This is a genomic window from Haloferax sp. AB510, from assembly GCF_024136985.1.
Classification (GTDB): domain Archaea; phylum Halobacteriota; class Halobacteria; order Halobacteriales; family Haloferacaceae; genus Haloferax.
In genome coordinates this window covers 1-21,468 of sequence record NZ_JAMYJY010000027.1, presented here as the reverse complement: position 1 = coordinate 21,468, position 21,468 = coordinate 1, and the positions used below count along the sequence as shown (strand labels likewise).

Sequence of the window (21,468 nt, the reverse complement as noted above, 5' to 3'; positions counted from 1 at the left end):
TTGATTCGTTACGGCACGCACCGCTCGCCGCGTTCCGCCCTCCGCTTGCTCACGGTTCGCGCTGCTCACCGTTCGCATCGAGACGCTCCCTGCGGTCGCGTCTCGCTTCGCTCGCGACCGACCATTCCGGCCTGTCGCGGTCTCGTTCCTCCGTCACTCGACCGCGTTCCGGGCTACAGTGAATCTGGTCTCGACGCCAGCTTTAAGCGCGTTTTCGGTTGCGCCCCTCGCGGGCTTTCGCGTTCCAGCGCTTTGGGCCGTTCCGCGCGGCGAGCCACCCCGCGGCTCGCCGTGCTCACGACCGTCGCCCTGGACACGGACCCGCAGTCCGGGCCGGACACGAGAAACGGCTTAAAGCTGGCCGCTCGCTCCGGGCGGGTCGCTGGAAGACTCACTTCGTTCGTCTTCCAAGCCCTGCCTCGCTGCGCTCGGCAGGACGGCGCGCGGTGCTGGTTGGGTGGCCTCCCGATGGGGCGCTCGCGAAGGCGCGAGCGAGAGCGCGCAGATGGTTCTGTCGGTCGGTGTCGTCGGAAAACCGCGATGTAAGGGCATCGCGGTGTCGGGCGCGTGAGCGCCTTCAGGAGCTGAACTCCAATGTCGAGTAAGAACGTCTTTGGTAATGAGGTTTCGGTCGATGAACAGGCATTCGAGAAACACGAGGACGGAGCGGTCGACGAAGACGGCTTCGAGGTCGTCGATGAGACGCCGGCGTTCCAGGCGACGGTGCAGATGGAGGTGCAGGCGAAGGTCGACGCGAACCACCCGGACGGGATGGTCGACACCAGCGACGAGCGGATTTACGGTGCGACCCTCGAACAGGAAGAGCGCATTCGGGCGCGAGAGGCAGAGTTGGAGCGCATCAGTGCCCAGGCAGAGCTGGGGACGCAGGATGGTCGGGCAAAGCGGACGCGAGACATCGCGGCGAAGCGGAGCGCTGAGCGGCGTGCAGAGTTCCAGAAGCGGGCGGCGAGCGTGAACCCGATGGCTGACCCGGAGCGAGGCGATCCCCGTGCAGAACTCACGCAGGAGCAGTTGGCGGCGGTGAACAAGCAGTCGATGCGGCTGGCGAAGAAGCTGGATGGCTGGTCGCGAACGGCGATTGGTCGGCGGCTGGGTGAAGCCGTGGTCGGTGGAAAAGACCTGATGAGCGCGGTCGTCGGGGTGTTCGAGGAGTTGCAGACGGCGCCGGGGCAGGTGGTTCCCATCGGAAAGCTCGAGGACGTCAATCGCAAAGAGGTGAGCATCGAAGGTCAGGTCGAGGTGCTCTGGGATAGTGACTCACCAGCCATCGCTCAAGTTGGCCTCATCGCGGACGAGAGCGGGAAAACCAAGGTGACGATCTGGGAGAAATCGAATGCTCCGTGGATCGAGGAAGGCGAGCAGGTGCGCATTCACGGGGCGGCACGGAACTGGTACGAAGGACGCGTCTCACTGGCCGTCACTGGGTGGACCACCATACATTTCCCTGAGCGCGGTCGGTGGTGGGAATAGCCAGTCGTCGCAGCTCTCTTTTTTGCTCCGTGCCGGACCGACCCTGACCCCACCGCCCCACCCTCCGCTCCGTGCTCGCTCCGTGAGACTCGCATTCGCTCGTCTCACGTGTCCTCGTTCGCGATGCTCACGAGGACTCCGCTGCGCGCGCAGCCACGACCTCAAGAGCAGTTTTTCTGGCGCCGCGATGGGTGCCGGCGCAAGCAGACCGGCGAGTGACACAGGAATGTATGAATGCGACTACTGTGATGCCACGTTCGAAGCGGTCAGCAATCTCGGTGGCCATGTTGCCTCCGCCCATCGGTACGGGGAGTACGGATGCGAGACGTGTGGTGAGACCTTCACCTCGCTCGCATCCTATCGTGGTCACCTCGGTGGCCAAACCTCGATTGGACGTGACGAATTGCAAACTGAACTTCGACGATTCACCAAGGAACTCGGCCGGCCACCCACGCGGGACGAGATGAATGCAGACGGGGCGTATTCGGTAACAGCGTACCGGAACGAGTTCGGCTCGTGGTGTGACGCCATCCGCTCGATCGGACACAACCCAGTCCAAGAACGTCGGGTTCGAGACGAGGAATTGTTGAAGGCAATCCGCGACCTAGCCGACGAACTCGGACGGGCGCCGACCGCACCAGAGATGGACGACCAGGGCGCGTACTCGCAACGAACCTGTGCGAACCGATTTGGGTCGTGGGCGAACGCCGTACTCGAAGCCGGGTTTGAACCAGCTGGTCAGCCGAAGATTGCCACCTCAGAACTCTTGGCTGAAATCGATCGACTTGCTTCACGACTCGGTCATCCACCGACAGTCAAGGAGATGAATTCCGAGGGTCGGTATCACGTTGCGACCTATTACGATCGCTTCGAGTCGTGGCGACAGGCGAAACGCCGTGCCGGGTATGGTGAGTCACACGGTAAGGGAGATGGGTGGAATCGACAGGCGTGGGGAGATACTCGCTGGCGGCGACAGCGCCACCGCGTGCTCAAGCGTGACGACTTCTGCTGTCAGACGCCTGGGTGTGACGTCGATCAATCCGAACACCGCGCCCGCTGTGGAACCGAGCTCCATATCCACCACATCACACCGCGGCGAGAATTCGTCGATATGGACGGCCGATACGACGCCGAGGCAGCGAACGAACTCGATAATCTCATTACACTCTGCGCTGCCCACCATCGCTTCTGGGAACAGTTTGCACCGCTCCAGCCCGATATTCGCTAATCGCTTTCGGTGGTGTCTCTCGCCCCCGGCGATGGGCGGCGGGGGCACCAGCTTCCCGTCCTACAATGACCAAAGATACGACACTCACGGCGCGTGAACGGCTTCGCATCCACCTCCGCGAGGCCCGCCGAACGACCGACTCACCAATCGTCGAAGCACAGTTAACAGCTGCTCTGGATGCCTGGGACGATCTGCCACCGACGTCCCTGCGGGAGTGTCCCGTCTGTGGGAAAGCCGGACTGCCAGAGCGGATTCAAAATCACGACTGTAATCGATCGAAACGGCCATAGTAGCCTGGTATTACATGAAAATGTCAGGATAGTGTACGTAATCGCACTCCGAAAGCAGCGTCATCGTACACGCGTTGATACTGGTCATCAGTACTTGGAATCGGCTCAAGAATGTCAATATCACTACGTGATCCTCGCTCTTTGAGCGCTGTTGCTACGACTTGATAGCGGAAGATAGAACGGTTTCGTTCCAGCCACTGCTCAAGAATATCGAATGCGTGCGCCATCGAGTCCTGGCGCTCATCAAATCGCTCTAACCAGTAACGAACGTGTAGATGGCTATTCTCATCACTAGGATCGACACGGTCGGTAAGTTGTTCCATCAGCTCTTCATCCGAGGGAAAGTATCGTCCTCTGTACTGCTCGCCGAGATGCGGTTTCACGATATCGCGTGCCCAGTCTGCCATTCCGAGTGCAATGGCTTTCTCAACGACACGTACCGTTCCCAAGTCATCGATGTACTCCAGATATGGCGAAAGAGCTCGAAGTTGATCAGCGGTGATCAATTCAGAGCGTCCAGTCGTTCTAAATCCAAAGTGCGAGGAGATAAGCCTGCACAACTCGGACGGTTTTTCAGATTGCTTGAATGCCTGCTCCGCTAAGTGCTTGGTCTGGTCAGTAGCTGTGTATAACGCAGCTTGGATGAAAATAGGTTGATTGGAAAGCCTGTCCCAGTATTTCTGTAATAGACGTTCAGCATCATCGGCGGGTATTCTAAACAAGAGTTTCCCAAGAGTGTAGTAAAGGTCTGTATCGGTGTTCACCTGATGTGCCTCAATAATCTGGTCAACTTGATTGAACGCTTCAGGGCACCATGCGTTGTGGACTCTATTCAAGAGGTGATTGTGATGCGCCAATTCCAGACCTCCCTCTTCAAAGACCGTAGTGTCTCCGTGCTCAAGCCGAGTAGCTACCGCGGAAGTCCAGTACGGCTCATTCTTTTCGATATTTCTTAGAGTTGCCAAGTCATCGGGTATAGAATTGTTCGCCCAAAGACTGAAGGCAATACTACGAACATCCTCTGACTCAGACTCCGCTTCCCAAATATCGCGAAGAGGTTGTCTTACTACGGAAGGTAACCGTTGTCCGCGGAGACTCGAAGAGTTCCACTCTTGGACAAACTGATGAGTGACGTGTCGCGCATTTTCTTGCTCACCGTACCGGCGAAGTAGAAACTCGATTGCCTCAAACTCTGGTACCCCCCGAAGGAATTCAAGAAGCGTCGCTTCAATTTTCGGGAACCGATCAACTGCCCCCTTGAAATATTCAACCGATGCAATACCCCGCTCCGAGGGGAGAGAGAAGGAAACCTGCAACCGGACCTTTCGTCTGGTAACGCCCTCCAAATCATCGTCACTCGGTCCTCCCGGAGAACTGCCTTCTGGGAGGGCAGCCCAAGCGGCCAAAATATCGTCCACTAAGTCAGTCTGGGCCGGGAGTGCGCAATGGACACCAGCCCAAACAAACGCAGGGAGAAGCTGCGGTTGGTCATCAATGTCGATAGTGTTCCAGCAATCCGCAATTGTAGAGCTGAGGATTGGGTCTTCAAGAAAGCCTGCAAATCGTAACCAGCCTTGGATATGTTCTTCATTAAGTCCCGGGTAGATATCGATGAGGGCCTCTGCAGCGTCAGTACCGTATTTTTGTCGAACAGCTTCAATCGCACCGTCCCGCTTGGGTGACGTAACATCTGGCTCCCCAAATAACGACAAATATCGCACCCCTGAGCCGATGTCGCCGTTTCGGAGTCTAGCGAGAGCGAATGGAGGGTGAAAATGCTCAGGTCGGGCGAGTTCAAGTATTACCTTTGTATCTGCCTCCTGAAGTGCCTCAATCGCCGCATATTCTTCCGTGGGCAACTGAAAATTCCACCCATCGTTGTCTTCGATCCAATTGTTGATTTCTTCACTGAGTTGCCTTTGGTAGGACTCTGAGGTTGGACCAATTTCGCGCATTGCCTCGAACAGTGCAAGGGGACATCGCTGCCGGACCCCAGCTAATGTCGATTTGCTCGGTCGTTGTGTTGCGATTGCAAAGCCAAGAATCGACGCATAGTGGGGGTCATCCACAAATCCAGGCGTATTCGACCATTTGAAGGCATCAAGAAGACAATTCGAAAGCAGATACTCGCGGAGCCGATCGTGGCGGAAAGCGACCCGTTTTTCCACAGCTTCGATTAGCAAGAGCAACTGAGCTCGGTCAGTCAAACCACGGATACCATTGATATCGTCCTCGCTAAGCCAAGTTCGTACGGACCGCCAAGTTGGCACCCACTCCCGGTGTTCTAATATTGCCTCTGAGAACTCCTCAACAGTGACTTCATAATCGGCTCCAGTAAGCCCGTACTCCGTCTCTTCCGCCGCCAACTGATATGCATACTGCTCGTAACGAGCCAGAACATCTCGAGATGTAGTGGGAAGGTCATCGACTGAGTCGACGGTGGCGAACAACTTCCCAAGAAGGCCAACTACGTGGGGGTCACACTCAACCCGTGTTGCCAGTTCTATTGCCTGATCCTCTCCGATATCAACGTTATGGCAATTAGCATAGCATTTGATTAGCTCAGCTGCCGCTTCTTCTGAAAATGGCCCAAGTTCGATTGGGCTAATATACTCAGTCTGATCGGAGGCAGATTGTTGGCGGTTCCACACACGAGGCCACAGGGGGCAGAGTATACTCACTGGGAGTCCAGTTACTGTGTCGGATTGGTCTGTAGTGCCAGCGGATGCCTCATGGACCCCACCAACCCAATTTCGAAGCCGGTCGAATAGTTGCGACGGGTTGTCTTCGCGGTTAAGATCATCAACTACGAGCATGAGGGGTTGGTCCTGGCCAGCGAGTTGCACAGCATCCTGTCCAGCAACGTCGTTCAATGTTGGATGAAGGCGATTGAGAGCAGAGTCAATTGCCTGTGATAACTCGATGTTTTCGGCGATATCAGTAGGCTCCAGCCTGAGAGCGAACCCACCATCCTCAAGATACGCTGTCATCGATTGATAACATGTAACCGTTTTTCCGTATCCTGAGTTCCCAACAATCGGAATTAGATAACTGTCGGGACTACTGCTCCGGGTTCGCTCAAGTAGCGTCGTTTGTTCTGGGCGTGCAATACTAACGCCACCAAGCCCGAGATGAAATTGTTCCTGATACCGCTCAGCACTCTGTGCAGAGAGTTCCCGAAGGAGTGGCTTCGAAAGTCGACGAGTTGGCTGATCAAAGTGCTTGCTCCGAAGCCATTGACCATCTCGTGAGTTAATAAGAAAGTGAGCAAGCCGATGGACGTTCCAGATATCTAGTGTAACGTCATTTGTATCGGCCATAGCGTGTGCATTCTTGACAACGTCACTCTTGACAGCCCGGTTCGAGACAAGTACGACTGTGAATTGCGCCTCCGGCACCTTCGAGCGGATATTTTCTGCTTCGTGGATAGCTTTCGGTAGATCTCCCTTATCGCTTGGATCGGTCGATTCGGTCAACCATTTTGAATCGAGGTTGCTTCGTTTAGTTGTAGTAAACTCAAAGAGAACGTAGTGAGGTGGATTGGAGTCTGGGACACGAGCGAAGCCGTCAACAGGGTCAGCAATTGGTTTTTCCTCTGGATTAACCCCTGTATGAAGCAACGTCTCGTATCGGTCTTCTGCAAACATAAGAACGCTCGCAGCGATTGTCTCAAATTCACCAACATCACTCATCTCAGCAAGTGTAGTACGGATAGACATTGTCAGGGGATGTATCACAACGGATTGGCAGACTATTTTAGTTTGTCCACTGATGGGAGAAGAGTGAGGATAGAATCGATTTGGTCACTTGTCGACGTCAACGAGAAACGTCGTTTTCCTACTAACGGGATCAATTGGCCACCCTGAGTACGGTCGGTGGTGGGAGTAGTCGGTCGTCGCAGCCCTCTTTTCTTGCTACGTGCCGGACCGACCCAGACCCCACCGCCCCACCCTCCGCTCCGTGCTCGCTACGCTGCGCGCGCAGCCACGACCTTGACAACAGCCCAACCATCCTCTAAACCGGCTCTGTTGAAATCCTTCAGCGTTGACATTGAGGAGGGTCGCTCTCCACACAGATTTTCGCGGATGCTGTTGCAAACTCGCTCCTCAGCAAACCGCCAGACGTGATGAGGGTTTCAACAGAGCCTCTAAACCGTATGTGCCAAGAACATCATCGATTAAGCTCTCAAGCCACCCGCCTGCCACAGGCGAGTATACACCGCCGGTATCAATGTCGAAGGCTCACGGTAACGGCTTTTCCCGGAGAAGATCCTCGTGCGACCCTATCCACGAAGTTCTCATTAACCGGGGTGCTGTCCGGTGGTTAGAAATGAGAGCTGACTGCTCGAAACTCGGGTTCAGGTTCAAAGCTTTCGCGCTTGAAGACTGGGTACTCTGCCGAAACTCCGGCGTCAAGGAAGGGGGTGAGTTGTTCGCTGATTTCGCAGGGTTAGAAAGTAGATGTCCTAATCCCGTAGAACCTCAGAATCGTTTAACAGTATATCTTGGTGAAGTTGAAAAGCTGCTTCAACCTCTCCCTGCTCCTCGATTTCGGTTGTATTTGAGGGAATCCAGTTCATAAGGTCGTGGGAGTATGAGTTTCGGGCCTTGTTCAGACTTTTCAGAATTCGGTAGTTATTCTCACTTAGTAAGTCCAATTGACGGGACCGGTCCAGTATTTGGGAGTGATTTATTTTGTCTATGAAGAAGAGTTCGTCGTCGGTAAGCCCCTTTTCTCGATAGTGTTGTTTGAATGCATCGTGAAGATAGCCTTCAAAGAAGGTATTTAGGAGTATGATCACCGTGGCCCGGTGGCCTTCGTCTCTGGCTTTCCAGAGTTGTTCCCTGTATTCTGAGAACCAGTCTACTCTCTTCAACCGTTCAAGAATATTCTCTAGCTCCTCAGGCCAATTTTCGTTTTCAGTGAGTTCATCGAGGCTCTCGTATTTCTCATCTGTGTTGGATTTCATTTGGATTCTTCAATTCGGAATTCCTTGCTGATAAGACTGTATTTGTCTTCAGATCGAAGCTTGGTATACGACATTACTTTCCGGCTCAGTAATAAATAACTGAGCCACAGAGTGGCATTCGATCTGTGAGAAGTAAATCGAAAAGGGGTGGGAGAGAGCGTTTTCAGAACCAGGATTATCGCGGACGGAGACTCATTGAGTAGTTTATTTTGGGTGTGTTTCGACCCATAGTTTGCCCATAGTTCCGAGTTCCGTAATCGTGCGATTCTCTTCTTTTGTTCGTTTGATGAAACCTTTTTCGTCAAGCTTCTTCACGTTGTATTGGACCTTGCTTTTGAAGGAGTCCTGGTCTACCCCTTTTCCGAGTTCGTCTGCAAGCTTTCGCGCTAATTCGGATGTGGACTCAGTTTTCTTGATATCGTAGAGGAAGTGTAGAACGGTTTTCTCGAATTCGTGGAGATCTGAGCTGGGTACGGTCGGGAATTCAACGTGGAGGCCCCCGTTCATCTGTTTCGCTCCTTTCGTGACTCCGTTCTGGTTGACATCGTCGACGATATTGGAAATCCGTTCGTATCGCTCTTCAGCCTCAGTGCTGTCTTGTTTAATACGGGCCAGGAATTCTTGTTCCTCTCGGAGTTCCCGGATCATTCGAGTGACGAGGTATTCTTCAGGCGATACGTAATATGTATGAACCTGATTTCGGAGGTGTGGTTTTTCTACGACGAGTGAGTTGGCGGCGCTGGCGAATGCGAATGCAACGGTACGTGGCATCGAAGAGATATTGACCCACACTTCGTCTCCTTGGTCGACGTGGTTCTGTATCATTTCATAGGCCATCGGATAGGCTGCTTCAAACCCAAATATGTCGTCGATGGATTTTCTCTCAACTTTCTTGCCGAGTATTGTGCCGAATGTTTCTTCGAGGCGTTCCACCATTCGTTCGGCTAGGTGTTGAGCCTCTTTTTCACTGGATTCGCGGGAGGAATGTAATAGGTATATTTCGTCTGCTTCAAGTTTTCCTTGGGAGATTGGTTGGACGAGCCTCTGAAAGTCGAATCCTACGGGGATAAAGTGTATTTTCTTGCCCATTTTGGGTTGTGCCTCTTGTCATACGTTTTCTCGTCTATCTTCTAAAAGAGTACGATACCTCTCCCACCTTGTATAGAATATTTTGTTTACATCGGGGTGTTAGTGGGCGAAGTATTTATCAAAGTTCGGGACAAATACATATATATCGGCCAAGACCGGGTGCAACACACAACATGATCCCCACCGAAAACCACCAGGGATTCAACATCTCACCGGCAGAAGAAGCACCGAAAGGCCCCGTTCTCCTAATGGAGAAGCAGTGGGCCCACGACCAGTTCCACAGAGGCAATCCGCACGATTTGACGGTTCTCCTCCGACTTACGACGGTCATCACCTTGGTCAATCTGGGTGAGACCGCCGAGTCATGGTTCGGGGAGAAAGTCACTGTAATCACGACCACGACGATTAATGACAAAATCCTCTCTGACCTAGACTGGGCCGACGAGCTCGGATTCGTTCGGGACTTCAAGCCTGACTTCCACATTCCGTGCGACTACCCCGTTTACAAGGAGAATGATCCTATCCTCCGGCGGAAGCACCTTCTCAAATGCCTGAAAGGCATGATTTGGATGGCCCAGAAACTCTACGGCTCCAAGACCAAGATCCTCCCACTGGTTAAGGGCGAAACCCCTCACGAACGACGCCTCTGCTACCAAGTCTTCAAACACCTCGGAATCAACTACTGCGTCTTCTACGGAACACAGTACTTCACAGCCAACATCGGGTTCAAAAAACTACAAGAAGACCTGAGAACCGTCGTCTCGGAGGCACCAAACCTGAAAATCATGCTAATCGGCCTCCAGTCACCGCGTCTGCTAAAACAGCTACCGCCACAGATCGTGGCCGCGGCAGGCCAACGATGGATCGATGAGGTCCACCTCCGGGACGTCCCGTCAAGCGAATCACAGCGGCTCTACGAACCAATGCAACAAGAGATAGATGCAGCGCTCGGACAGGGACAGATTCCGATTATGGCCTGGACTAGCGGTGAGGAGGTGGCCGCATAATGGGTGGCGGCTACAACTCCACGGGCAGGACCTATTCTCATCGAGGCCGTGAGGCTGAGGACAGTGGTGGAGCTGGACAAGTCCTGATGGATGCAATCTCGGACGACGAAGTGGTGGAGGAGCAAAAGCCGAAGGACGAGATCGAAGAGAGCTACGAGGACCACGTCGAGAAGACCGAGATCACGGACCGGCAGGCCAAGACGATTTCTGACCGACGGGACGTTATTGTCGGGATTCTCAGTGAGGACATGGAGATTGAGGACAGTCAGCTTATCGGGTCCTTTACTCGTGGCACGATGACTGGCCCGCTGAAGAAGGATTCCGACGCGGACGTGATGATCGTCCTCTCTGCGGAAGAACACCGCCAGTGGACCGAGCAGAAAAACGGACCGCAAAACTGTTTACAGGCGATCAAGCGCCGGATTCAGAACGACCCACGGTTCTCGCAAACAGAGGTCACGGTCGACCAGAACGTGGTGAAGTTGAAGTACCATGATTCCACCATCGAGATTGCACCTGCCTTCCGGTACAGTGAGGTTCCACACGCAAATCATCCGAGCGGTGGTATCTCTGGCCTGTTCACCGACGCGAGCGACGGGTATGCAATCCCGGATACCCATGGTGGACAGTCATGGCAGGGCACGAATCCACGGCAGTATAAGCAGATGTTCGAGGCGAGGGATAAAGCACATAACGGGAAGGTTTCGGCCCTGACGCGGACGATGAAGAAGTGGTCGGAGAACAACGATTCAGGCGTTCGGTCGTACCACATGGAGACGATGGTCTACAATTACTTCGAGGAGAAGGCCCGTCGCGGTGAGAAGGTGCCCGACTCCTACGAGGAATTGACCCGGGACTTCGTTCGAACGCTTCCCCGCCGGATGAAGAAAGGTGGTGCGAAGGAGCCGGTGTACGATGAGAAGGTTAGTAGTGGTATGAGTTGGCGTGAGCGTCGGCAGGCAGCGAAGAAGGCGAAGCAGGCGAGTAAGAAGCTTGAGGAGGCAAAGCGGCTGAAAGAGGAGGGCCGTACCGAGGAGGCTAAGGAGAAGCTGAAAGAGGTCCACGGGGAGAACTTCAAGTGAGGTATTTCGAGGTATAGAGTACTATGACAGACGATTTCGACTACGAATCACACGAGCGGTTGCGGTCCCGCGTTGCAAATTCGATGGACAGTGTGTTGTGGACCTGCAAACAGAATTTCAAAGCAGGAAGTATCTACGGAATACTAGATCTGGGCTTAGACGCGGTTGCGACGTTATTCGCCGGATTGTTGACGTACAGCTTGATATGGGAGGCCTGGTCGACAACTACGATGACCGCTCTCGCGATCGGTGTTGCGGTCATCTCCGGCTTCAAAACAGCAGCGAGACCACAGAAGCGTTCAGCGGCCCACTACAAGGCAGCAAATTCTTATCACACCTTATTAGAGAAGTACCGTGACTATGTCGTACTGGATCTGGCAGATAAGGGGACTGGCTTGGAGAATATGCGGTCTGAGTTCGAGGAGTTAGCCGAGCGCCGAATCGAATTGAACGAGGAGACGCCTGATGTCAGTAGTTTCTGGTATCGCTGGCTCTCGATCTCGAACAAGATTTGGCGTAAATCGGTCTATGACGAAATCGGCACCTCTGAAGAGGCGAAGGAACGATTGACGGGAGACGCAAAACTCATAGATTCCGAACCTTCCGAGCAGGTGAACGACCGATTGACAGGCGAGGCGATGCTCAAATCCGAAGAAGAGGACGAGCCATGAGCATTCCGAGTTCGCAACTGGATACATGGAGCAATCCTGGGGCCAATGATTCGGCGATGAAAACCTACAACCGCGTGAGGAATGTCTTGACTGCGGAGGGTTCCGTCCCACAGAACAAGGGGAAGGATTTTGAGGTTTATCTTCAGGGGTCGTACAAGAATTCGACTAATATCTATGCGGATAGTGACGTTGATTTGGTGGTTCAGCTGAATTCTACGTGGCGACGAAATCTGTCTCGTCTTTCGGCCATTCAAACGTCGAAGTACAAGGAGAATTACCCCAGTGCGAGCTACGGGTTGGATGATTTCCACGATGATGTCGTGAGCACTCTTCGATCCTATTACGGTTGGAGTGCTGTTACCGTTGAGGATCGGGCGCTGGTCTTAGATAGTGATTCCTTGCCCCTTACTGCAGACATCGTAGTGTGTCTCCAGTATCGTCGGTACAATCAGTTCAACAGTAAATACGACCAAGATTACGACGAGGGAATCATCTTCCAGGACCGGTCAACTGATGAAGAGATTATCAGCTATCCGAAGATTCACTACGAGAACGGAGCGGCTATGAATCAATCCGTGTATGGACGGTATCGGGAGACTATTCGTATCTTCAAGAATGCCCGCTCTTATCTCGTGAGTAGGGGCGCAATCTCGGCTGAACTCGCACCCTCATATTGTATTGAATGTCTCCTCTACAACGTCCCGTCGAGCAAGTACAAAAACGACTACCAAGAGAGATACGTCGAAATCGTGAACTGGCTTGTAGAGACCCGATTATCAGAGTTCGATTGCCAAAATGAGATACAGAACTTATTCGGTAGCGACTCAACCCAGTGGTCGACGTCTGATGCAGTAAGTTTCGTCGCTCAACTCGTGGCTCTATGGAATAACTGGTACGACTACTAACCCCATCTCTCTCATCAGTTTATTCAAACCTGGATAAGGTATCCTTTGGAAGGTCCCTTCACTCCTTGACGGGGTACAGAACCGTAATTCAATCTCTCCCGTTCCCGGTAAAGGAGTTTCAGTTCTTCTGAGAGTTTATTATCCCCTCAATGGGTGAGGGGTTCGCCGTATCGGCGAATCTCGATAATTGGTAAGGAAACATGGCGACAAGAGATATCTACGAAACAAGCTTCGACGAGGATGTCCAGACAAACTCCAGCACGAACTCATGTCCCGAGTGCAGTGTCCGGGTCACTACCAACTCAGTTGAAACCATCTGTAAGGACTGTGGACTCGTTATTGACGAACAACGGATCGACCATGGTCCGGAATGGAGAACTCACGATCAGGACCAGCGAAAGCGGACAGGCGCTCCACTGACTGCGGCGCGTCACGACCGAGGGTTGTCGACGGAGATCGGTCGCAGGAAAGATGCGAACGGAAACGAACTCTCTGGGCAAAAGCGCCAGCGACTGTCCCGAATGCGCCGGGAACAGAATCGTGGTCGGTTCCAGTCGAAAGCCGAGCGAAACCTCGCACACGGGCTGGGTGAAGTACGAAGAATCGCTAGCGTCCTCGAGCTTTCAGATTCGGTCCGTGACCAGGCGTGTCAGCTGTTCCGGAGCGCTCAGGACGAAGACCTGCTTCGAGGCCGATCAATCGAGGCGATTGCGGCAGCAAGCGTCCACGGGGCCTGTCGCTGTAACGGCCACACACGGTTACTCGACGATGTTGTCGACGCAGCACGGGTCGAACAGTCGTGAGTCGCAACTGCGTACAAGACGCTGAATACAGAACTTAGGCTCCCGACTCAGCCGGTTCGCCCGAGTGAGTTCGTCCCCCGTCTCGCGTCAGAACTTGGCATTTCAGACGCCATCTGGCGTCGAGCAGTGGCACTCTCGAAACACCATCGAGAAACTGCTATTCAAATGGGTGTCGTCCGAGTGGCGTCGCGGCGGCCTGCATATACAAAGCTGCACAGGAATACGGAAGGTCACTCACACAGCAGAGAGTTGCGGATGCTGCAGGGATGTCAGCTGTGACAGTTCGTGCGAGGAGAGACGAACTCAACGCGGCGTGAGCCGACTTGCAACGGCATCAAATTCATACGCTGAGAGATGAGTTACTCATCCATGACGCTCACAGAGACGGTCGATTATCTCGCCGAGGAGTTCGATCTGGAGCGGAGTCAACACGTCCGACAGGTCGGAAAGGCAGTCGCAAGACTACGTGATTGAACAAGACTGGCCCTGCCTTCCCAGTAACTCAACACAGCACCTATTTGCATATATTTGAATAATCCGAAGATATATTGAGATTGGCCGCCTACAGATACGTATGACCGAGTTCGATCCAGCCCCCACGTCCGACGATACGCAGCGACGGTGGCAGACGGGAACAGACACGTTCGGTCGTGTCTACGATGTCGTCCTCGGCGTTACCGCTCCGACTGCCTACACCGAGATCGCTGAACTTGCGGACTGCTCGCCGAATGCCGCGAAAAAGCACCTTGATCGCTTGGCTGAGATGGGCATCGCCCGAGCCGAGAGAGACAGCCGCCCGGCGACATACGAACGAAACGAGGGGTATCTCGAATGGCAGGACGCCAGTCGAATCGCAACCGAGCTCTCTATCGAAGCGATCATCGACCGCGTGGAGGCGCTTGAAGCCCAGCGAACGGAATACGAAGCGCAGTTCGAGACGACAGACCCAACGGCTGTCAACGTGTTCGAGCACGATAGTCACGAAACCATCCACGAGCGGATGACCGCCATCAGCGAGTGGCAGGGCGTGATTCGGGATATCAGGCTGTACGAACTTGCTCGCCAGCTCTCCCAGAACGACGGGCATCTGATTCCGGCCTAAATGAGCCAGCCACCGGAGGATTCGGACCCCCACTCGACAGGCCCACCGGATCGACAAACACTGCGCCTGCTGGAGCGACACCTGTCGTCGGATTCGCTCATCGCCGAGACTGCGTTCGACCCGGATTCATACGAACCTCGACTGCTTCGTGGACTGCTCGACGCTGGACGATATCCTGACACAGTAACAGCGGCCCGTCTCGACATCCGATGGTTCACGACTGGTGATTTCTCAGTCCACTACGTCGAAGAGCACGAGGACGGGAAACGCTGGGAATGTCGCTGGGACCGGCACCCGAACGCGCACAACACACGGTTGCACTTCCACAAGCCACCGTCTGCTACCGAAATTACCGACCTCGAACTCCCGTCGCTCCATCCACTCGAAGTATACTCCACCATCCTCACGGCGATAGAGCAACGCATAGAGACACTATGGCCCTAGCACGTGCTGGACTCGACCGAGGATCTCTTTAGTAATTTGTCCACGATAGAACCTTGGACTGCCGACTCAGCTGGTTCACCCCAGCGATTTCAGCCCCTACCTCGCGTCAGCATTCGACTGAGACTACGATTACACCGGCCGTGCAGCGTGACTGACGGCCTCAACAGTGGCGTACATCTGTACGATTAAGTCTCTCGAACGGTCACAGGGGATATGGATTTCTTCAGCACAGAAACCCCAATTATTGGCATGGTCCATCTCCCGCCCCTCCCAGGTTCTCCCGGGTTCGAGGGGGATCGAGACGCACTCCGAACCCGACTCCTCGAGGATGCGGCAGCACTCGAGTCGGGTGGCGTCGACGGCATTATGCTCGAAAATTTCGGTGATGCTCCATTTTATCCAGACCGGGTCCCCCGTCACGTCGTCGCTGACGTCGCTGCACTCGCGGGCACACTTCGTGAGCATGTCACAGTCCCATTTGGCGTGAACATCCTCCGAAACGATGTTCAAAGTGCCCTCGGCATTGCCGCTGCGACAGACGGCGCTTTCGTCCGCGTGAACGTTCATACTGGTGCCCGGCTTACTGATCAGGGCCTCATCGAGGGGATGGCACACGAAACGGTCCGGCTGCGTGACCAACTCGACGCCGACGTTGCCATTCTTGCAGATATCGACGTGAAACACTCTGCACCACTCGCTGACCGGTCACACTCAGAGGTCGTTGGTGAACTCGTCGGACGTGGCGGTGCCGACGGGATCATTGTGAGTGGGACTGGTACGGGCGAGGCAGTCGATACGACGGTTCTCGAAGACGTGGTCAACGCTCGCGATGCTCGTGGCCTCGATGCCCCAGTGTTGATCGGCAGCGGTGTCACCCCCGAGACGGCACCTGAACTGCTTTCGGTCGCCGATGGTGCAATCGTTGGAACCGCGCTCAAAGAAGGTGGCAAGACGACGAACCCTGTCGACGAAGCAGCAGTCGAACGGCTTGTCGCGTCCGTCCGCTAGAGCTCGCTTACCCCTGGCGGTTCACGTCTCGAGAAACTCGTGAACGTCGGATTCGGATGGGAGATTGCCGCGTGCGCCCAGTTCAGTACAGTTGAGTGCGGCTGTGGCAGCGGCAAAGCGTCCTGCGTCGCGTGCTGAATAGTCATTGAGGAGCCACGTGTGAATCAGCCCCGCAGTGAAGGTATCGCCAGCGCCGGTCGTATCATTCACATCCACCTCGAAGGCCGGGATGTCAGTGACTGTGTTTCCTTCGAGAAGGCGTGCCCCGTCACTGCCCTGCGTAATCGCCGCACGAGAGACGTTCTGCTGCGTAAGCGTGGCAATCGCTTCGTCGGCTCCACCTCCAAAATACGAGCGTGCGGCAACCTCACCGACCACGAATAGATCAACGACAGAAAGCAGACGATCAATCGTCTCGGGTGTTGTCCCTCGGCCCTCGAGTTCCGAGAGTGGTCCGGCAAGGTCGAAGACGAGTGTCGAAATCTCACCACGTTCGCGGGCAGTCACCAGTCTCGAGACGACCGCATCAGGTGCATAGGCGCTCGTGAACACCACACTGGCGTTACCTGCATACTCGATATCCTGCGCATCGAGTCGGAGGTTCGGAACGCTCTGGCCACCGGCAACGATCATTCGTTCACCATCTGGCCCACGAAGAATCAGCGTGTACGACGATTCTTCAGAGCCGGCTTGAAGCCGAGAGCAGTCGATCGTGCGTGCGTGGAGGTCAGCTTTGATTTCGGTGGCATCATCGGTCCCGACGCGGGTGATAACCCCCGTCTTGTTCCCAAACTCTGCAAGCCCAGCGGCGACATTTGCAGCGACGCCGCCCACGTTGGTTGTGTGGTCGCGAGCGAATGCCCCACCGTCAGGTTCCGGGAGATTCGACAGAGAATAGATGTGGTCGAGAACGGCACTACCAACCGTCACGACATCGAACGATAACATACGCCTACTCAACGGTGGTGCGTCTTGAACATACAGGGATTGCAGTTTACTGGTCTGTATCGAGTCCGTGCCCATCTCGTTGTTGAATCCGTTCTCGTTGATGGTGATCCACATGCGGATAGCTGCCGACGATGAGCATCTCAACCTCGGATACGATCCGGATGATGCGCTACTGGACTCACGACTCTCTGCTTAAAGGTGCTGACGGAGAGAGTACTGGTTGCAGAACTCGACGCGTTGTTCAAGCGCGAACGAGAATCCGGCCACAGAAGAGTTAACCAACAAAACTAGGCTGACGACCGTTATTGTTGGTTAACGAAGTTGCGTTACCATGTCCTCCGAGTCACCGATACCCCACAACTCCCACTAAGACCGTCAATTTCCTCAACAACTACTCGCCCGAACTCCTTCGCCACGTCGCCAACTACGCTGAAGAACTCACCGAACAGCGTGACAGAGTGACGCGACTCCCAGAAACCGAAGCAATCAGGTCGAAGGGGCGGCCAGAGAACCGTCTGGACGACGTACCCTCGGAGGCAACGGTCACGGAGAAAAAGATCAACGACAACCGATACGATTACTGACAATAGAGTGCAGGAGATAGGGTGCTTGCCAAGTACGAAGGGCCGGTCAATTCGGATAGCTAGTCCTCGTTTGTCGGTGAGATAGATAGAGGATGTTTTACTGGAAATAGTGGTGTGACTGTCAATCTCGTCTCAGCAGCTCGTCGAACACGAGTAGACGGTAGTGAAGCTCATGGCCGGTAATTAACCAACGAGTGAACGGCATTCTCCTCCATGTTGGTTAACTTACCCAAATTGTCTGACAAGTGTCAGACCCCACCATTTCCACTAATACATTTTCACGATGAGAGCAAGCGGCTTGATCCACCCACTCTCCCCCCACTATTTCCAGTAAAGCTAGTGACGAAGGTCTCCCGAACCCTCGAGTTGCTTTCTTTCATTAGAACAAACTACAACAACAACTGTACTTTAGCTCTCCTACGGACTAACTCAAATGCTATCGATATAAACTTTTCTCTCATTTAGTGTTTCTTCTTACTAAGCGGCTCTCTTTCGTGGTGCTTTACTGGAAATAGTGGGGAGGGGGTGTTCCGCCATTCTCGTCAGCTGTTCCCCTCCGGGTCTATCGGTTCATGTTCTGACCGAGTATACTGGAAACAGTGGTGTCTATCGAGTATATAAAGAAACATTTACTGGAAATACTGGAACCCTGTGGTCTGTCTCAATCGTGACTCGCTACCTGGAGTCACCGCGAATTACTGGAAACGACGGGGTGAGCCGGTCATCCACGATCTGCTGTGTTTACTGGAAATAGTGGGGTGGGTTGTTCATCGAGAGCGGGTTTTCTGTTTTCTCTCCTCGTGACCTACTTTGAACCACTGCACGTACTGCAGACAGCGCACAGAGAGTCAGTTATTCACGACTTGCCGGCACGTGTCTGTTCGACTAGTGGTGTTCACCAAGAGGAGATCACCCACGATGTTGTTCTGATTTTATGTTCACCACATGTGTTCATTAGTTGTGTTCACTACTGAAGAAGTGATTAGACCCCATGAATCGGTCCTAGACGAGGCGTGGACAGGCCAACCAATCTGGGAGTGCCGAGTGTGTGGCTCGGCTTGCTACGGACCCAGTCTCGAGTAGCACTAGTACTGGGATTCGATTAACCAACAATCTGCGAGTAATGTCGAGGTTTGTTGGTTAAGAAGGCAATTTCCTACAAGCCCGACGGCAGTCTCGATGGGAAGACGTTCCGGGCCGGCAAACGGGGAGGCGATTTTGATGACCCAACAGTTCAAGCAAGGCTACCGGCTGCATCGTGTCCTCAGCAATCTCAACCGGCTCGATGTCCACCTCTGGGCGAGTGACCCGCTCTCGGAGAAGGGGCGCCCGATGCTCGTGCTGGGGGCCCCACAGTTACCACGGCATGGCTTCCAACTTATCACGGTCCTGCTCTCTACGAAGACCTACCACGAGGAGTCAGTCATCCTCCGAGACCACGACTACGCCGGCGACCCACTCCCACTCGGTGAACGCAGTCATGTCCTCCCGTGGTCGCTTGTAACCCTCAACAGTGCAGCAGACGTGGACCACTACCTGACCTCCCTCGTCGATGACCGCACCGAGGTTGTGGCAAGCCAGGTGATTGGCTACATAGCGTCCTGAGAACTACCTGTCTTGAGCGGCCACGCTCCCGTCAGAAGCCTATCACGGTTGCCCCCCTGGGTGGTTGTCGTGCGCGATGCCGGCGGGGTGACCCCCAACACGTATTACGATTTCTCTGTAAACTGTAATGATGAGCGCCGTGTCACGCACTGCAAATCGGGTCGACAGCGACATCGTTCGCGACTTCCTCGCGGTTGCGGATCTCCTCGAAGAGCCACAGCTCGCCCAGCAGTACGCGTATCTTGCCCGGGAAGGCGAGACAATCGTATAGGATGCGATGGACGGCCTTGAACTTGCCTAGGGGACCGCCTACAGCTACGTCAACCGCCTCGTCGACGCCGACGACCTTGCGACATCATGATCGGTGCCGCGTACTGCAGAAGCTGAACCAAACAGCTGTGCTGTAGTCAGTTCAACAGCCCATAGACGACAGCCCCAGTTGCAAGTGTGACAATCGGGACGATAACGACGAATTTCGTATCAAATGAAGCTGGAATCATGATCCAACCAAATGCTGCAAGTAGCGTCAGCTGTATGCCGAGCAATTGTATCCCAAGGCCCGTAATCTGGCGATTATCCACCATGTGTTGAGAAACGAATGACAGTGAAAAAACAGTACCGACGTCAGTCAGAGATTCGCCCAGCGGATTGGCGTATCAAGCGTATCGCTGGCGATCTCAGACGTATTTTCCCGTCGGAACTCGCCTTCGAACTCAGTAGTGAGAATTGTATCAAAGCTGGCGTGGGATGCATCAAGCCACGCCTCTCCTAAGCTTTTGAGTTCAACGCGCGACCGTCTCCCATTGTTACCACCATTCCAGGGGTAGTCAAATTTCCACCCAACAGTTTCGTCGGGTTGAGACGTTTCGGTACGGCCAATATACGGCGTCTCCCAATCAAGGGATAACTGTGCAGAATCTGTACTCGAAACGGATAGAGTCGTGTTAATGCTTTCAGTTTTTTCAGTATCCGGCGACGATTCAGTAATCGTCGGACTGCCCATCGATGTACGGTCCCAATCTTGAATGAGATGTGACCCCTCATTTCTAAATATCGAAGGGGTATTCAGGTGGTCGATGGATGGTGACGGCCACATCTCCCCCCGAAGTGCACAGGCGTACTTGTCCTCGTAATCTCGTGTCTCGTCGCCAGACTTCCAGATTTCCGTATCCAAGTCGATACGACCAACTTGGATATTTTCACCATGTAAATTCCAATATACTGCCGTCGCTTCATTTATCTCGCCTTGCTTAACCCACCCAGGTTCTGGTTCGGCAAGCTGAGTAGTCGGTGTCTGAGAAGACGACACAGAGTCAACAACTGAGTCCCGGTTTCCATCTGCGAACGTGTCCAAGTCGGAATGAAACTGGGAGATACTGTCACTAATGGATGTGAACTCAGAAGTACCTTTTGTGGACACATCTGTCTTCTCAGGGCCATCTGTATCGGCAGGAATCAATTGCTCTGGAGACGGAATTGTGTACACACTCTCGACTGGAACTCCGTTATCGATTGCAATCCCATACCCAATGACCCGTTTTGAAGAGCCCCCGGCAAAAGACCGGAGCGCAAACTTCGTGCCGTCATCAAGACCGTGCTGCTGGAGGAATTCAGTACGCGCTTGAGTTATGTCTTTCTGTCGAATTGGCTGTTTACGGTCACCTTTCAGTACGACTGCCGATTGTGTCGAGGTTGAGGTTCCGACTGCGGAGGCAACACCAGAAGCGAGGAATGACGCGCCAATGGAGGCGAGGAATCCTCGTCGGGGGACCTTTCCTGTCATTGCATTCAAATTAACCAATTTACATTTTAATAACTCTATTGGCCAATAGGCAAACCTGTGTGATGACATGCCAATGTTAGTCAACTGCGGAGGGACTGACTCCTAGAGACGGATAGGTCCAACCTCGTTTGCTCATTCTAACGGTTGGTTCAGTACGACTGAGTGGAAAAATCCGTGATGAACGTTCTCTCAATATTCAGCACACCACCCCTCACACTCAGTGGGTCTCAACAGAGCCGCAGTGTAATTGAACAGTAGGCGTCTCCCAAGCGTCGCTCTCGAAGTGAACAGCGACGCGAGCCCGTACGTTTGGGGGGCGACTGCTCGGGTTGCGCGCGCTCCGGCGGGCAGTCCGTTCCTGCCGGGCCCGGGCGTTTCGCGCTGCCGTTGCGTCTGCGACGGACGGGCACGGTCGCGGGGCCGGGTCGGGCCGGGTGCAGCCACCCGATACCGGTCAGC

General features: G+C 54.1%; 16 protein-coding genes and 2 pseudogenes. 12 read left to right on the top strand and 6 right to left on the bottom strand.

All coding sequences use genetic code 11. The annotated features are described in order from the left end of the window. Positions 1 to 594: 594 nt before the first annotated feature. Positions 595 to 1,491, top strand: a complete 897-nt coding sequence (locus NKF06_RS07295; RefSeq protein ID WP_253244981.1) for a DNA-binding protein — start codon at positions 595 to 597, stop codon at positions 1,489 to 1,491. Between the two features lie 226 nt (positions 1,492 to 1,717). Further along, on the top strand, positions 1,718 to 2,719 hold the full coding sequence (locus tag NKF06_RS07290) for a C2H2-type zinc finger protein (RefSeq protein WP_006600159.1): 1,002 nt from the start codon (positions 1,718 to 1,720) through the stop codon (positions 2,717 to 2,719). A 313-nt stretch (positions 2,720 to 3,032) separates the two neighbouring features. On the opposite strand, the gene NKF06_RS07285 is transcribed toward NKF06_RS07290, so the two are convergent. From NKF06_RS07285 to NKF06_RS07275, 3 genes are all read right to left on the bottom strand, one after another. After that, a complete protein-coding gene (locus NKF06_RS07285) occupies positions 3,033 to 6,701 on the bottom strand; it encodes a hypothetical protein (protein WP_253244980.1) in 3,669 nt (1,222 codons plus the stop codon). Positions 6,702 to 7,474: 773 nt separating this feature from the next. Continuing rightward, positions 7,475 to 7,978, bottom strand: a complete 504-nt coding sequence (locus NKF06_RS07280) for a hypothetical protein (RefSeq protein ID WP_253244979.1) — start codon at positions 7,976 to 7,978, stop codon at positions 7,475 to 7,477. A gap of 204 nt (positions 7,979 to 8,182) precedes the next feature. Continuing rightward, positions 8,183 to 9,067, bottom strand: coding sequence for a DUF6293 family protein (locus tag NKF06_RS07275; RefSeq protein ID WP_253244978.1), 885 nt, complete (start codon positions 9,065 to 9,067; stop codon positions 8,183 to 8,185). 173 nt (positions 9,068 to 9,240) lie between these two features. Here NKF06_RS07275 and NKF06_RS07270 point away from each other — a divergent pair, with 173 nt between their 5' ends. The 8 genes and pseudogenes from NKF06_RS07270 to NKF06_RS07235 all read left to right on the top strand — a co-directional run bounded on the left by NKF06_RS07270 (position 9,241) and on the right by NKF06_RS07235 (position 16,089). Then, positions 9,241 to 10,074 carry a hypothetical protein gene (locus NKF06_RS07270; RefSeq protein WP_253244977.1) on the top strand — a complete coding sequence of 278 codons (834 nt, stop codon included), beginning with the start codon at positions 9,241 to 9,243 and terminating at the stop codon, positions 10,072 to 10,074. Next, positions 10,074 to 11,156, top strand: coding sequence for a CBASS oligonucleotide cyclase (locus tag NKF06_RS07265; RefSeq protein ID WP_253244976.1), 1,083 nt, complete (start codon positions 10,074 to 10,076; stop codon positions 11,154 to 11,156). The genes NKF06_RS07270 and NKF06_RS07265 overlap by 1 nt, the downstream gene beginning before the upstream one ends. 23 nt (positions 11,157 to 11,179) lie before the next feature. Continuing rightward, positions 11,180 to 11,827 carry an SLATT domain-containing protein gene (locus NKF06_RS07260; RefSeq protein ID WP_253244975.1) on the top strand — a complete coding sequence of 216 codons (648 nt, stop codon included), beginning with the start codon at positions 11,180 to 11,182 and terminating at the stop codon, positions 11,825 to 11,827. After that, positions 11,824 to 12,732, top strand: a complete 909-nt coding sequence (locus NKF06_RS07255) for a nucleotidyltransferase (RefSeq protein WP_253244974.1) — start codon at positions 11,824 to 11,826, stop codon at positions 12,730 to 12,732. Before NKF06_RS07260 ends, NKF06_RS07255 begins: the two co-directional genes overlap by 4 nt. A 200-nt stretch (positions 12,733 to 12,932) precedes the next feature. Continuing rightward, positions 12,933 to 13,852: pseudogene (locus NKF06_RS07250) on the top strand (transcription initiation factor IIB family protein). A 257-nt stretch (positions 13,853 to 14,109) separates the two neighbouring features. Continuing rightward, on the top strand, positions 14,110 to 14,637 hold the full coding sequence (locus NKF06_RS07245; protein WP_253244973.1) for a winged helix-turn-helix domain-containing protein: 528 nt from the start codon (positions 14,110 to 14,112) through the stop codon (positions 14,635 to 14,637). After that, positions 14,638 to 15,081 (top strand): hypothetical protein, encoded by a 444-nt coding sequence (locus tag NKF06_RS07240; RefSeq protein WP_253244972.1) that lies wholly within the window; start codon positions 14,638 to 14,640, stop codon positions 15,079 to 15,081. A 213-nt stretch (positions 15,082 to 15,294) separates the two neighbouring features. After that, entirely contained in the window at positions 15,295 to 16,089 is a 795-nt protein-coding gene (locus NKF06_RS07235) for a BtpA/SgcQ family protein (protein WP_253244971.1), read from the top strand. Positions 16,090 to 16,110: 21 nt separating this feature from the next. Here NKF06_RS07235 and NKF06_RS07230 read toward each other — a convergent pair whose 3' ends face one another. Further along, positions 16,111 to 17,151, bottom strand: a complete 1,041-nt coding sequence (locus NKF06_RS07230) for a carbohydrate kinase family protein (protein ID WP_253244970.1) — start codon at positions 17,149 to 17,151, stop codon at positions 16,111 to 16,113. A 1,691-nt stretch (positions 17,152 to 18,842) separates the two neighbouring features. Here NKF06_RS07230 and NKF06_RS07220 point away from each other — a divergent pair. Beyond that, positions 18,843 to 19,226 carry a PemK-like protein gene (locus tag NKF06_RS07220; RefSeq protein ID WP_253244968.1) on the top strand — a complete coding sequence of 128 codons (384 nt, stop codon included), beginning with the start codon at positions 18,843 to 18,845 and terminating at the stop codon, positions 19,224 to 19,226. A gap of 139 nt (positions 19,227 to 19,365) precedes the next feature. Continuing rightward, positions 19,366 to 19,524: pseudogene (locus tag NKF06_RS07215) on the top strand (ArsR family transcriptional regulator); the annotation flags it as partial. Between the two features lie 109 nt (positions 19,525 to 19,633). On the opposite strand, the gene NKF06_RS07210 reads toward NKF06_RS07215, so the two are convergent. Continuing rightward, positions 19,634 to 19,810, bottom strand: coding sequence for a hypothetical protein (locus tag NKF06_RS07210; protein WP_253244967.1), 177 nt, complete (start codon positions 19,808 to 19,810; stop codon positions 19,634 to 19,636). A gap of 44 nt (positions 19,811 to 19,854) precedes the next feature. Continuing rightward, the gene (locus NKF06_RS07205; protein WP_253244966.1) at positions 19,855 to 21,009 is read right to left on the bottom strand and encodes a hypothetical protein; all 1,155 of its coding nucleotides are present in this window, start codon (positions 21,007 to 21,009) and stop codon (positions 19,855 to 19,857) included. Positions 21,010 to 21,468 lie beyond the last annotated feature (459 nt).